Source organism: Lysobacter sp. MMG2, from assembly GCF_016735495.2.
Lineage (GTDB): Bacteria > Pseudomonadota > Gammaproteobacteria > Xanthomonadales > Xanthomonadaceae > Lysobacter_J.
Genome location: NZ_JAERQY020000002.1, coordinates 45,654 through 59,558, shown reverse-complemented (window position 1 = coordinate 59,558; position 13,905 = coordinate 45,654). Strand labels below are relative to the sequence as shown.

11 protein-coding genes are annotated in these 13,905 nt (G+C 68.9%); 4 read left to right on the top strand and 7 right to left on the bottom strand.

What is annotated here, in order from left to right:
* The first annotated feature begins 126 nt into the window (after window positions 1-126).
* Window positions 127-714, top strand: a complete 588-nt coding sequence (locus JI752_RS08195; RefSeq protein ID WP_216962064.1) for an NUDIX hydrolase — start codon at window positions 127-129, stop codon at window positions 712-714.
* 204 nt (window positions 715-918) lie between these two features.
* Here the strand turns inward: JI752_RS08195 and serA are convergent, their stop codons facing one another.
* On the bottom strand, window positions 919-2,157 hold the full coding sequence (gene serA / locus JI752_RS08190) for a phosphoglycerate dehydrogenase (RefSeq protein ID WP_345777334.1): 1,239 nt from the start codon (window positions 2,155-2,157) through the stop codon (window positions 919-921).
* A gap of 134 nt (window positions 2,158-2,291) precedes the next feature.
* Between serA and JI752_RS08185 the strand changes: the two genes are divergently transcribed.
* The 3 genes from JI752_RS08185 (at window position 2,292) to JI752_RS08175 (ending at window position 6,144) form a co-directional block, all read left to right on the top strand.
* Window positions 2,292-3,695, top strand: coding sequence for an FAD-binding oxidoreductase (locus tag JI752_RS08185; protein WP_216962058.1), 1,404 nt, complete (start codon window positions 2,292-2,294; stop codon window positions 3,693-3,695).
* Between the two features lie 296 nt (window positions 3,696-3,991).
* Window positions 3,992-4,312 carry a DUF2388 domain-containing protein gene (locus JI752_RS08180; RefSeq protein ID WP_216962056.1) on the top strand — a complete coding sequence of 107 codons (321 nt, stop codon included), beginning with the start codon at window positions 3,992-3,994 and terminating at the stop codon, window positions 4,310-4,312.
* Window positions 4,313-4,356: 44 nt separating this feature from the next.
* Window positions 4,357-6,144, top strand: a complete 1,788-nt coding sequence (locus JI752_RS08175; RefSeq protein WP_216962053.1) for a DUF4105 domain-containing protein — start codon at window positions 4,357-4,359, stop codon at window positions 6,142-6,144.
* Window positions 6,145-6,322: 178 nt separating this feature from the next.
* On the opposite strand, the gene JI752_RS08170 is transcribed toward JI752_RS08175, so the two are convergent.
* The 6 genes from JI752_RS08170 to JI752_RS08145 form a co-directional block, all read right to left on the bottom strand.
* Window positions 6,323-6,784 (bottom strand): GNAT family N-acetyltransferase, encoded by a 462-nt coding sequence (locus tag JI752_RS08170; protein ID WP_216962050.1) that lies wholly within the window; start codon window positions 6,782-6,784, stop codon window positions 6,323-6,325.
* 52 nt (window positions 6,785-6,836) lie between these two features.
* Entirely contained in the window at window positions 6,837-7,403 is a 567-nt protein-coding gene (yeiP, locus tag JI752_RS08165; protein WP_216962048.1) for an elongation factor P-like protein YeiP, read from the bottom strand.
* A gap of 118 nt (window positions 7,404-7,521) precedes the next feature.
* Window positions 7,522-8,292, bottom strand: a complete 771-nt coding sequence (locus JI752_RS08160; RefSeq protein ID WP_216962045.1) for an SDR family NAD(P)-dependent oxidoreductase — start codon at window positions 8,290-8,292, stop codon at window positions 7,522-7,524.
* Window positions 8,293-8,371: 79 nt separating this feature from the next.
* Window positions 8,372-10,960, bottom strand: coding sequence for an EAL domain-containing protein (locus JI752_RS08155; protein WP_216962042.1), 2,589 nt, complete (start codon window positions 10,958-10,960; stop codon window positions 8,372-8,374).
* A gap of 15 nt (window positions 10,961-10,975) precedes the next feature.
* Window positions 10,976-11,869: a hydroxymethylglutaryl-CoA lyase gene (locus tag JI752_RS08150; protein WP_216964158.1), complete on the bottom strand. Its 894-nt coding sequence runs from the start codon at window positions 11,867-11,869 to the stop codon at window positions 10,976-10,978.
* 11 nt (window positions 11,870-11,880) lie between these two features.
* Complete coding sequence (locus tag JI752_RS08145) at window positions 11,881-13,902, bottom strand: acetyl/propionyl/methylcrotonyl-CoA carboxylase subunit alpha (RefSeq protein ID WP_216962040.1); 2,022 nt, start codon at window positions 13,900-13,902, stop codon at window positions 11,881-11,883.
* Window positions 13,903-13,905: the final 3 nt, after the last annotated feature.

Here is a 13,905-nt window from a genome sequence, read left to right as displayed (position 1 = left end):
AACACCGGTGCCGCGCGGAGCTGTGGCGAGGTGGCGTCGCCACGGCCGTGCAGCGACCGGAACTGCCCGGCAGGTCGCAGTCCGGCCCCGTCGGCGACGTAAACTGTCGCGCCGCAGATGCAGGTCATGCCGTTGAACATCACGTCTTCCGGACCGGAACTTTCCGCACAGGTCGCGACGTTGCGCGACGCACTCGGGCGTTACGCGAAGACGTGGCCCGGCGAGGACGAGGTCGCGCGCTCGTTCGCGCAGTTCCTGGATTCGGCGCAGACCGTGTTCGAACGCATTCATCTGTCCGGCCACTTCACCGCATCGAGCTGGCTGGTCGATCGCAGCGGCACGCGCGCGCTGCTCACCCATCACCGCAAGCTGGAGCGCTGGCTGCAACTGGGCGGCCACGCCGACGGAGACCGCGACCTGTCGCGCGTCGCACTGCGCGAAGCGGAAGAGGAGTCCGGCCTGTCGGGCCTGCGCGTGGAGCCGCAGATGTTCGACCTGGACCGCCATTGGATTCCCGAGCGCGGCGACGTCCCGGGCCACTGGCACTGGGACGTGCGCTACGTCGTGCACGCCGAGGGCGGCGAGGACTACGTCGTCAGCGAGGAATCGCACGACCTGGCCTGGCGGCCGATCGCGGAGATCCTGGCCGATCCGGCCAGCGATGAGTCGATGTTGCGCATGGCGCGCAAGTGGGTGGCGCGCGGGGCACGCTGAGGTTCGCGTTCGCCGAGATGACGTATCAATGCAGACCCTGCGGCTCAATTCCGCACTGGCGTGAGCCTGCGTAGCCCGGGTAAGGCCGAAGGCCGCACCCGGGGAAACGCTCGACGTGGCATCACGCGAAAAAGCCCCGGGTGCGCTCCGCTTGCCCGGGCTACGAGGTGCGTCGCTACATGCCGCGTCAATACCGCGCTGGCGTCAGTACAACACCCGCGTGCGCAGCGTCCCCGGAATCCGCGCCAGCTCCTCGCGCACCTGCGCGACCTGTTCGGTCGTGGCGGTCACGTCGATGACGACGTAGCCCACCTTCGGGTGCGTGCGCAGGAACTGTCCGTCGATGTTCACGCCCAGTCGCGAGAACACGTCGTTCACCTGCGACAGGATGCCCGGCACGTTGCGGTGGATGTGCAGCAGGCGAAGGCTGCCGGTGTGCTCGGGCAGGGTGACTTCGGGGAAGTTCACCGCCGACAGCGTGGAGCCGTTGTCGCTGTAACGAATCAGCTTGGCCGCCACTTCCAGGCCGATGTTGTCCTGCGCCTCCAGCGTGCTGCCGCCGATGTGCGGCGTCAGGATCACGTTGTCCAGGCCCACCAGCGGCGAGACGAACGGATCGGCGTTGCCCTTGGGCTCGGCCGGGAACACGTCCACGGCCGCGCCGCCGACATGGCCGGACTTCAGCGCCTGCGCCAGCGCGTCGATGTCGACCACCGTGCCGCGCGAGGCGTTGATGAGGTGCGCGCCGGGCTTCATCTTCGCGATCTGCGCCGCGCCGAACATGCCCTGCGTGGCCGGTGTTTCCGGCACGTGCAACGTCACCACGTCGCTGCGTTGGAGCAGGTCGTCCAGGCCCATCGCCATGCGCGCGTTGCCGAGCGACAGCTTGGTTTCGATGTCGTGGAAGATCACCTGCATGCCCAGCGCTTCAGCGATCACGCCGACCTGCGTGCCGATGTGGCCGTAGCCGACGATGCCCAGCGTCTTGCCGCGCACTTCGTGGCTGCCGGCGGCGGATTTCGACCAGCCGCCGCGGTGGCACTGCGCATTCTTCTGAGGGATGCCGCGCATCAGCATGACCGCCTCGGCCAGCACCAGCTCGGCGACGCTGCGCGTGTTGGAGTAGGGCGCGTTGAAGACCGGGATGCCGGCCAGCTCGGCGGTGTCCAGGTCGACCTGGTTGGTGCCGATGCAGAACGCGCCGATCGCCATCAGCCGGCGCCCGTGCGACAGAACGTCCGCATCCAGGTGCGTGCGCGAACGGATGCCGACGATGTGCGCCTGCGCGATCTCCTGCCGCAGCAGGTCCGGCGGCAGCGATTTGTCGTAGACCTGGATGTTCGAGTAGCCGGCGTTGCGGAAACTTTCCACCGCGGTCGGCGCGAGGCCTTCCAGCAGCAGCACGCGGATGTCGGACTTCGGGAACGAGGTCGAAAGGCTCACGACGGTGTCTGGATGTGGGCGGGCTTCGACTATGTCAGAAATCGGGCCCGGTTGCTGCGGTGCATCACTGGACGCCATGGCGCCGCCGGTGGCAGGCTGGACCTCCCGTTGCGGCCGCCTGCGAACCGCCTGCCATGACCGATCCGCGCACCCCTGATCCCCGCCTCGAACGCCTGCGCGAACGCGTGCCGGGCCTGCGCCTGAGCACCGATCCGGCCGACGCCGAGCACTACGGCCGCGACTGGACCCGGCGCTGGACGCCGGCGCCGCTGGCGATCGCGTTGCCTGCGTCGACGGAGGAGGTCGTCGCCGTCGTGCGCTGGGCGAACGAGGAAGGCGTGGCCGTGGTGCCCTCCGGCGGGCGCACCGGTTTGTCGGGCGGCGCGGTCGCGGCCAACGGTGAACTCGTGCTCAGTCTGGAGCGCATGAACCGCGTGCTCGACTTCGACGCGGTCGATCGCACGATCACCGTGCAGGCCGGCATCGCACTGGAGGCCGTGCACAACGCGGCGCGCGAGCACGGCCTGGTGTATCCGGTGGATTTCGCCGCACGCGGCTCGTGTTCCATCGGCGGCAACATCGCCACCAACGCCGGCGGCATCCGCGTGATCCGCTACGGCAACACGCGCGAGTGGGTCGCCGGGCTCAAGGTGGTCACCGGCGCGGGCGACGTGCTCGAGCTCAACCGCGCGCTGATCAAGAACTCCAGCGGCTACGACCTGCGCCAGCTGATGGTCGCCTCGGAAGGCACGCTGGGCATCGTGATCGAAGCGACGCTGCGCCTGACCGATCCGCCGCCGCCGACCAACGTGATGCTGCTGGCGCTGCCATCGTTCGAGACGCTGATGCAGGTGTTCGCGGCCTTCCGCGAACGCCTGACGCTGGAAGCCTTTGAATTCTTCACCGACCGCGCGCTGCACCACGTGCTGGCGCACGGCGCGCAGAAGCCGTTCGACGAAGTGCATCCGTTCTATGTGGTCACCGAGTTCGCGGTGGGCTCGCAAGTACAAGAGGCAGCTGCGATGGCGGCTTTCGAGCATTGCCTGGAGAACGGCCTGGTGAGCGACGGCGTGATCAGCCAGAGCGATGCGCAGGCCGCGCAGCTGTGGCGGCTGCGCGAAGGCATCACCGAGAGCCTGGCGAAGTACAAGCCGTACAAGAACGACGTGTCGGTGCGCATCTCGGCGATGCCGGCGTTCCTGGCGGAAACCCAGCAGCTGCTGGCGCGCGAGTACCCGCAGTTCGACGTGGTGTGGTTCGGACATATCGGCGACGGCAACCTGCACATCAACGTGCTCAAGCCCGAAGGCGCCGCCGACGCGGAGTTCATCGTCCAGTGCGAGCACGTCACCAAGTTGCTGGCGCAGGCGCTGGCGCAGCACGGCGGCAGCATCTCGGCCGAGCACGGCATCGGCCTGGTCAAGAAGCCTTATCTGCTGGGCACGCGCAGTGCGGAAGAAATCGCGCTGATGCGGGGGATCAAGCGCGTGCTCGATCCCAAGGGGTTGATGAATCCGGGGAAGCTGTTCGACGTTTGATGCCTGTCTCTTCTCCCGCTAGCGGGAGAAAGTGCCCGCAGGGCGGATGAGGGAAACGCAGCGTCACGGCCTGCACGCGCAGTGCAGGGAAGCGCCGGTGTTTCGAGGCGGCCGCTTCGTTCTCCCTCACCCCAACCCCTCTCCCGCAAGCAGAAGAGGGGCGCGTCGAACAACCCGCCACAATCGTGAACGGCGCGCACGATTCACCCACCGCCACACTTCCCTTGTCGTCACGACCGGTTAGTCTGCGCGGGCCGGCCGCGAGGCCGCCCCCTCCAACGAACAGGGACCCCCAGATGAAGCGCACCACCGTGCTGTTGACCCTTGCCCTCATGGCGGCCGCGCCTGCGGCATTCGCCTCCAGCTTCGCCGGCACGTCGGCGGGCTCGTCCGCCGGCGGCAGTTCGGCCTCGAGCAATGCCAGTTCCGATTCCTCGTCGGGCAACGACGACAAGGTGGTGCTCGCGGCGCGCGACGACGCGGCCAGCTTCGTCGCCAGCGACGGCGCGATCCGCGGCGCCCAGCTCGAAGCCGCGCTGCGCCACCTGCGCGCAAACGTTCCGCAGGCCGCGCAGGCCAGCGACCTGGAACTGGCGCAGGCCATCCTCGCGCAGTGAGTGTGATTCACGGCCGCCGCCCGATGCGCGGCGGCCTTATCGCAATGGCGATGACCGCCGCGTTGTGGAGCGGCGGTGCCGGCGCCACGCTGAGGCTCGATGCGACCGGCCTCGCGCCGGACGAAGTCCTCGCCACGCAGCGGCTGCTGGACGACGCGCTCTCGCGTCTGCCCGAGGGCATGCGCGTGCAGTCCGAGCACGCGCCCGTCGCGCGCTGGAGCGACGCGCTCGATCCGCAGGTGTATGGTCACGCCGGCCGCTCCGAGCTGCTGCTCAATCGCGCGCTGCTGGCGCCGTTGCTCGATGCCGCCGACGTGCAGGCGCAGGCCCGGGCACGCACGGCGGTGCTGCACGAACTGGCCCATTTCCACGATCGCCGCGACGGCATTTCGCGCGATCCGCGCTTCCTCGATCTCGCCGGCTGGCAGGTGCGGGCCACGCGCCTGACCACGCGCGTGGCGGGCCGCACGCGCGAGAACCGCTTCGTCGACCGCAGCCCCGATCGCTACGAACTGACGAAGCCGTCGGAGTACTTCGCGGTCAACCTCGAACACTACCTGCAGGATCCGCAGTACGCCTGCCGCCGCCCCGCGCTGGCGCGTTACCTGCGCGAACGCGTGGGCGCGGCGCCCGTCGTCGCGTCGCAGTGCATTGACGATCTGGTCTATGTCGACGCGGGCGAGGGCGAGGGCGGCGCGCTCGCCTCGATCGATCCCGCGCGCGTCTACGCCATCGACTACCTGCTGGCCGAAGGCAACGCACAGCCGATGAGCCGCTGGGGCCACAGCATGCTGCGCGTGGTGGTGTGCGCGCCGGGCCGCGCGTTGGGTCCGGAGTGCCGGCTCGATCTGGCGCACCATCGCGTGCTTTCGTTCCGTGCGTTCGTCGACGACGTGCAGGTGTCGAGCTGGCGCGGGCTGACGGGACGCTATCCGTCGCGCCTGTTCGTGCTGCCGATGGAGCAGGTCATCGACGAGTACACGAAGGTCGAACTGCGCGGCCTGCGCTCGGTGCCGCTGCGGCTGGAGCGCGACGAGATCGCCGCCGTGCTGGAGCGCACCGCGCAGCTGCACTGGAGTTACGACGGCCGCTACTACTTCCTCGGCAACAACTGCGCAGCGGAAACCTGGAAGCTGCTCCACGACAGCGTGCCGCGACTGGCCGGGCAGGGCATCGGAAGCATCACGCCGACCGGGTTGTTGCGTCGTCTGGAAGACGCCGGTGTCGCCGATGCTTCGGTGCTCGACGATCACGCTGAGGCGTTGAAGCTGGGATATCGCTTCGAATCGCAGGGCGCGTATTTCGCGCAGGTGTACGAAACGGCGCGGTCGTCGCTGGGATTGCCGTACCGCTCCGCCGAAGAGTGGATGGACTTGCCGCCGCCGCAACGCAGGCCGTGGCTGGAACGCGCCGACCTGCGCGGCAGCGCGGCGCTGCTGCTGCTGGAACAGGCGGCGCAGCGGCGCGCGCTGGCGCAGGTGCGCGAGGCGCTCAAGCGGCGCTACCTCGCATCGGGGCGAGAAGAGACGGAGGCGACCGATGCGGTGCGCCGATTGATGCAGGAAAGCGCCTACCTCGGTCGTCCTTCGCGATTGCTGGAAGGCGGCGGCTACGGGCTGCCGCAGGCCGACGAGCGACTCGCCCTGCAGGCACGCAGCGCGGCGCTGCGCGACGATCTGCGGCAGGTGCGCGCGGACCTGGAGCGCGGTGCGCGGGACTGGATGGGCGTGGCGCAACGCGAACGACTCGATGCGATCGCGGTGAACACGGATCTGCTAAGCGCGCGTCTGCGTGCGTTGCATGCGGAGCAGGGTGGGTTGCGGTTGCCTTGATTCTGCGCCGCAGCGTCCGGTCACTCTCTCTGCGGCAAGCTCCCGCACCGTCATTCCCGCCTTCGCGGGAATGACGATGGAGTGGTTCGCCGGTGAGGGAGTGCCCGGATGCGGCGGGCCTGGGGCCCGGCCTTCGCCGGGATGACGGAGAATCAGCGGTACAGGCGAGCAGGCAAGCTCAACCCTCAGAGGCACCACTCAGCCACTTCGTCATCAACCGCCGCGGATTTTCGGCATAGCCGCTGCGACGGTAGATCTCGCGCGCGAGTGGATTGTCGTCGCTGACTTCCAGCCGCACGCAGCGCAGCCCCTCGGCCCGGCAGACCGCTTCGACTTCCGCCAATGCGCGCTTGCCGACGCCACCGCCGCGTTGCGCGGGCAGCACGTACAGCTCGTCGAGCAGGCCGTAGCGCCCGCCGAATTCCAGACTGAAACAGAAGCCGACGGCGAAGTACCCCGCCAGCGCACCGTCGCGTTCGATCAGTACCAGCCGGCCGTTGTACGGTTCGCCGATCAACGCTTCCAGCGCCGGGCGGACACGCGACTCGTCCCACGCGATGTGCTCATCCGCATGGAACTGGCGGATCACCGGCAGCAGCGCCGCGAGGTCGGCGGCGGTGGCGGGGCGGAAGGTCGGCATCTGCGTGCAGCGAAACAGGCGGCGCGACCGGTCGGCGCGCCGCCGTGCGGAATCAGTCCGCCCGACCGGCGAACTCGCCCGTCGTGGTGTTCACCAGCACGCGCTCGCCGTTGCCGATGTACTCCGGAACCATGATCTCGATTCCGGTCGACAGCTTGGCCGGCTTCGGACGCTTGGTCGCGGTGCCGCCCTTGAGCTCCGGCGGGGTTTCGATCACTTCGATCGCCACGCTCTGCGGCAGCTGCAGCGCGACCGGGGCGTCGTCGATGATCTGCACGTAGCAGCCGGTGAGGTCGGCGACGATGTAGCCGGCCAGGTCGCCGACGACGTCGGCATCGAGCGTGTACGGCGTGTAGTCCTCGTCGTCGAGGAAGACGAACGCGTCGCCGTCCTTGTACGAGAACGTCGCCTGGCGGCGGCTGAGCTCGACTTCCTTGAGCTCGTCTTCCGCGCCCATGCTCACGTCGAGCTTGGTACCGCCGGGCACGCTGTACATGGTGAAGCGGAACTTGACGTTGCCGCCGCGGCCCTGCGGCGAGCTGCGTTCGATGTCGCGGATCTGGTAGACCGCGTTGTTGTGTTCGACAACGTTACCTTTTTTTACGTCGTAGGCTTTCATGGCTGTGTTCGGGATTGGAGATTCGGGATTCGGGATTCGCAAGAGCGGCGATGCAGGGTTCGGGGGCGAGGTGGGCTCTTTCGAATCCCGAATCTCGAATCCCGAATCCCGGCTTCACTCACTTCGGCGCCAGCCGCGTCGCGCCGTCCAGGCGGATCGTCTCGCCGTTGAGGTAGGTGTTGCCCAGGATGTACGCGACCAGGTCGGCGAACTCCTTCGGCTGGCCCAGGCGCGAGGGGAACGGGATCGAGGCGGCCAGCGACTGCTGCACCGAGTCGGGCATGCCGTCGACCATCGGCGTCCAGAACACGCCGGGCGCAATCGTCATCACGCGGATGCCGAAGCGGGCCAGTTCGCGCGCCATCGGCAACGTCATGCCGACCACGCCGCCCTTCGATGCGGAGTAGGCGGCCTGGCCGATCTGGCCTTCGTACGCGGCCACCGAGGCGGTGTTGACGATCACGCCGCGCTCGCCGTCCACGCCGGCTTCGTTGTGCTGCATCAGTTCGGCGGCGGCCTTGGCGACGTTGAAGCTGCCGACCAGGTTGACCATCACCGTGGACTGGAACTGCGACAGCGGCATCGAGCCTTCCTTGCCCAGCACGCGGCCGGCGCCGAGGATGCCGGCGCAGTTGATCAGCACGTTCAGCCCGCCGAGGAACTCGCGCGCGGCCTTCACGTTCTCGACCACGCCCGCCTCGTTGGTCACGTCGGTCTTGAAGTAGCGGGCATTCTCGGCGCCCAGTTCGGCGACGGCGGCCGCGCCCTTTTCGTCGTTGACGTCGAACAGGGCGACCTTGCCGCCGTGGGCGACCAGGTGCTGGGCGACGGCGAGGCCGAGGCCGGAGACGCCGCCGGTGACGATGGCGCGGGCAGATTCAAGATGCATGGGTCGGGTCCAGGACGCGGAAAGGCGGGATCTTACCGGACGCGGGGCCCGCTCCGGCCGCGAACCGGCCGCCGCGCGCCTAGCGGCGGCTGTTCATTCCCGGCGTGCGGTAGGTCTCGCGGATTTCTTCCGGTGTCAGGCCGGGCGCGAACAGGAAGCCCTGGCCCACATGCACGCCCAGGTCGAGCAGGAAACCGCGGTGCTCTTCCGTCTCCACACCCTCGGCGACCAGCGCCAGCCCCAGGCTGCGGGCGATGCCGGTGACGGCCTGGCAGACGGCCACGTCGGACTGGTTGTCCGGGACGCCCTGCACGAACAGCTGGCTCAGCTTGAGCCCGTGGATGGGCAGCCGGCGCAGGTAGTTCAACGCGCTGTAGGCCTCGCCGAAATCGTCGATGGTCAGGATCACGCCCAGCTGTCGCAGCGCGGCGAAGGTGCGCAGCGTGTCGGGCGCGTCCTCGATCAGCACGCGCTCGGTGAACTCCAGTTCCAGCGCATGGCCGGGCAGGCCGTATTCGGACAGGACGGCGCTCACGGTGCTCGCCAGGTCTTCGCCGAGGAACTGGCGGTAGGAAACATTCACCGCCACGCGCGGCACCTTCAGCCCGGCGTCCTGCCAGTCGCGCATTTGGCGGCAGGCCTCGTTGAGCACCCAGTCGCCGATGCCGACGATGTCGCCGGTGGTCTCGGCGTGGTCGATGAACTTGTCCGGGCGGATCTCGCCCAGGGAATGGTTGCGCCAGCGGATCAGCGCTTCGACCGCGGTGACTTCGCCGTTGCGCATGTCCACCTGCGGTTGGTAGACGAGATGGAATTCGTCGTTGTTGACCGCGCGGCGCAGGTGCGTTTCCAGCTGCAGGCGATGCAGTTGCTGTTCGGCCAGTTCCGGCGTGAAGGTCTGCCAGCCGTTGCGGCCGCGGCGCTTGCTGTCGTACATCGCCACGTCGGCGCTCTGGATCAGCTGCTGCGAACGCACGCCGTCTAGCGGTGCCTGCGCGATGCCGATGGAGGCGGTGATGCTGAACTCTTCGCCGTCCAGGCGGAAACTGTCGCCGAAGATCTCCAGGATCGCGTCGGCCAGGCGCTCCGGACGCGAGGGATCGCTGCCGGCGTCGCACAGGATCAGGAACTCGTCGCCGCCGAAGCGCGCGATCAACCCTTCGCTGCCGATCGCGCGCTGGATGCGCCGCGCCGCCGAGGCGAGCAGACGGTCGCCCGCGGCATGGCCGAGCACATCGTTGACCACCTTGAAGCGATCCAGGTCGACGTACAGCACGGCCAGTTGCGAACGCAGCGGGTCGTCGAGGCGGCTCTCCAATTCGGCCAGCACGGCGTCGCGATTGAGCAGGCCGGTGAGCGGATCGCTGCGCGCCTGCACGCGCAGGCTTTCTTCGTCGTGCTTGCGCTCGGTGATGTCCTGCAGCGTGCCGGTCAGGCGCGAGTTGAGCGGATCGCCGGCCTCGGCCTCGCCGATCACGCGCACCCAGAACGCGCGACCGTCGGCGCGATGGCCCTGGACTTCCAGGTCGAAGTTGCGGCCGAAGGAAATCGCCTGGCCGAGCGCGGCGCGCAGGCGGTCGCGGTCGTCGTGGCGCAGGCACGAAAGCATGCCTTCGATCGTCTCCGGCGGCGGACGGTGGCCGAGGATGCGTTGTCCTTCGTGCGTGAGGTACAGCCGATCCGGCGCGACGTCCCATTCCCAGCCGCCGATGTGCGCCATGCTCTGCGCGCGATCGAACAGGGTGCTGTCGCGCTTGAGCGTGGTCACGTCGGAGAACAGCGAGAGCACCTGCTGCGGCTTGTCGCCGCCGGGCGGAAACTGCGGCACCGAAGTCACCGACATCCACATCAGCTGCTGGCGTGCGCGGTGGTACAGGCCGAGCACGGTGCTCTCGATGATGCGGCCGGTCTGCAACGCGCGCTGCGACGGGTAGCGCTCCGGCGGCATCTGGCGGCCGCGTTCGTCGACGACGAGCCAGTTGTCGGGATGCAGCGCATCGTTGACCGATTCGCCGTCGGCGATGCTGAGGATCTTCATCGCGGCGACGTTGGCGTACACCACCTGCATGTCGGCGTCCTGCACGACGATGCCGCGGTCGATGGCTTCCATCAGCTCGCGGTAACGCAGTTCGGCGGTGTGGCGGCTGCTGAGGTCGCGCGCGACGGCGACCATCGCCTTGCGTCCATCGAAGGTGAGCCCGGCGGTGTGCACTTCCACCGGGAAGCGCGTGCCGTCGCCGCGCATGTTGGTCACCTCGACCACGTAGGTGCCGCCGCGGTTGAGCGTCTCCCACACCGGCGCCATGTGGTCCTGCGGCAGGTCGGGGTTCAGCGTCTCGATCGGCTGGCCGATGATCTCCTCGCGCGGGCGGCGGTAGGCATCCATGCCGGCGCGGTTGAGGTCGAGCACGGTGCCGTCCCAGGCGATGATGCTGACCGGATCGGGTACGGCGTCGAAGAGGCTGCGGTAGCGCTGGCGTTCGGCTTCGCAGTCGGCCAGCGTCCGGGTCAGGGCGTCGTGTGCCTGTTGCAGCAACGTGCGTGTCGCGGGTGTGATCGCGTTGTCGCGCAACGCCTGTTCCAGCGCCGCCAGCGTGGCTTTCGCGTCCGCCGGCTCGGGATAGGCCGGTGTGCCGGGAAGCTCCTGCGCTGGCGTGCGGTGTGTCATCGGGGTCTCGTCAGGTCACGCCGCCGCCAGGGCCTTGGCGACCTTGCTGCCGGTATCGCGCCCGAGCAGCGTCGCGAGCCAGCGGCCGGTGTCGGCCAGTTTCGCCAGGTCGATTCCAGTCTCGATCCCCAGGCCATGCAGCATGTACACCACGTCCTCGGTTGCGACGTTCCCGCTGGCGCCCTTCGCGTACGGGCAGCCACCCGTGCCCGAGACCGCCGAGTCGACCACCGCCACGCCTTCTTCCAGGCAGGCGAGCACGTTCGCCAGCGCCTGCCCGTAGGTGTCGTGGAAGTGCACGGCTAACGCGTTGATCGGCACTTCCGCCGCCACCGCCAGCAGCATCGCGCGCGCCTTGCCCGGCGTGCCGACGCCGATGGTGTCGCCGAGCGAGATCTCGTAGCAGCCCATTTCGTGCAGGGCCCGCGCCACGCGCACGACGTCGCTCAGCGGCACGTCGCCCTGGTAGGGGCAGCCGAGCACGGTGGAGACGTAACCGCGCACGGCGACGCCGTCGGCGCGCGCGCGCTCCATCACCGGCCTGAAACGCTCCAGCGATTCGTCGATGCCGGCGTTGATGTTCTTGCGATTGAACGCTTCCGACGCCGCGGTGAACACCGCGATCTCCTCCACGCCGACGGCGCGTGCGCGTTCGTAGCCCTGTTCGTTCGGCACCAGCACGGGGTAGTGCACGCCCGGCTGGCGGTGGATGCCGGTGAAGACCTCGGCCGCGTCGGCCAGCTGCGGCACCCACTTGGGGCTGACGAAACTCGTCGCTTCGATGCTGCGCAGGCCGGTGTCGGACAGGCGGTCGATCAGCGCGATCTTGTCGGCGGTGGCGATGGTCGCCTTCTCGTTCTGCAACCCGTCGCGCGGGCCGACTTCGACGATGCGGACGGCGGGCTTCATGGCGGCCTCGCTCATGCGGTCTGGTCGAGGGAGACGAGCACGGCGTCGGCCTCGACGAAGTCGCCGCTGGCCGCGCGCACCTGCGCGACCTTGCCGGCGCGGGGCGCCTTCAGGCTCAGCTCCATCTTCATCGCCTCGATCACCATCAGCTCCTGTCCGGCCTCCACGGTATCGCCCTCGGCCGTCCTGACCAGCACCACGCGCCCGGGCATCGGTGCGAGCACCTGGTGACCGGCATTGCCGGCACTGCTGCGCTCATGACGATACATCGGGACCCCCAGCAGGCGCAGGCGACGTTCGCCGTCGTGCACCACCAGCCGCTGGCGTCCTTCGGCCAGCGTATCCAGTTCAAACGTAAAGCGGCGTCCATGTCCGCCAATGCGCAGGCTGAGCGCGCCGTCGGGCCCGATGCGAGCCCCTTCGACCGCATGGGAGCGGCCCTGCAGCTCGATCCGGTAAACCCCGCCCGCGCCCTGCGCGTGCAGCTCGTGGCGGGTCTCGCCCTGCAGGAAGGCCAGGCTGCGGTGGCCGCCGTGCCCCAGGCGCCAACCGTCGGCGATGGCCCAGGGCGAGCTCGGATCGGTCGAAGCGGCCGCCAGCCTGCGCGTGTCGCCTTCCTGCGCGAGCAGTTGCGCGGTGGCCGCGGCCAGCAAGAGGTCGGCGTCGTCCTCGCCGGGGGACGGCATGAACTCGTCCAGATGGCGGTCGAGGTAACCCGTGTCGATGCGGCCTTCGACCACGACGGGGTGACGCGTCAGCCGTTCGAGGAACTCGATGTTCGACTTCGGCCCGGCGATGTCGCACGCCGCCAGCGCCGCGCGCAGCTTCGCCAGTGCGGCGGGGCGGTCTTCGGCGTGAACGATGAGCTTGGCGATCATCGGGTCGTAGAAGATCGTGACGGTGTCGCCTTCGACGACGCCCGAATCGATGCGCACGCCTTCGCCCGGTGCGGGCAGGCGCAGGCGTTCCAGGCGGCCCGAACCCGGCAGGAAGCCGGCTTCCGGATCCTCCGCGTACAGGCGCACTTCGATCGCGTGGCCGTCCTGCGCGATGGCCTCCTGCGCCAGCGGCAGGGGTTCGCCCGCGGCGACGCGCAGCTGCCATTCGACCAGGTCGAGTCCGGTCACCATTTCGGTGACGGGATGCTCCACCTGCAGGCGCGTGTTGATCTCCATGAAGTAGAAGCCGCCGTCCTGGCCGACGATGAACTCCACCGTGCCCGCGTTGACGTAGTCGATCGCGCGCGCGGCCAGCACGGCCGCATCGCCCATCGCGTGGCGCAGCTGTGGCGTGAGGAAGGGCGAGGGCGATTCCTCCAGCACCTTCTGGTAGCGGCGCTGGGCGGAGCATTCGCGTTCGTTGAGGTGGATCGCGTGGCCGTGCGCGTCGGCGAAGACCTGGATCTCGATGTGGCGCGGCTGTTCGACGTAGCGTTCCAGCAGGACGCGGTCGCGGCCGAAGGCGTTGGCCGCTTCGCGCTGGCAGCTTTGCAGGTTCGCGGCGAACTCACCGCTGTCGCGAACGATGCGCATGCCTTTGCCGCCGCCGCCGTGCGCGGCCTTGATCATCAGCGGATAACCGATGGCGTCGGCCTCGCGTTGCAGGCGATCGGGCGCCTGGTCTTCGCCGGTGTAGCCGGGCACGACCGGCACGCCCGCCGCCTGCATCAGGTCCTTCGCGCCGGCCTTGCTGCCCATCTTGCGCATCGATGCGGCCTTCGGGCCGATGAACACCAGGCCGGCGGCTTCCACCGCATCGGCGAAGTCGGCGTTCTCGCTGAGGAAGCCGTAGCCGGGATGGATCGCCTTCGCGCCGGACTTGAGCGCGACCTCGATGATGGCCTCGCCGCGCAGGTAGCTTTCCTGCGGGCGCGGGCCGCCGATGTGGAATGCCTCGTCGGCCTGGCGCACGTGCTGCGCGTCGGCATCGGCATCCGAGTACACGGCGACGGTGCGGATGCCCAGGCGGCGGCAGGTGCGGATGACGCGGCAGGCGATCTCGCCGCGGTTGGCGATCAGGATCTTGTCGAACATGCA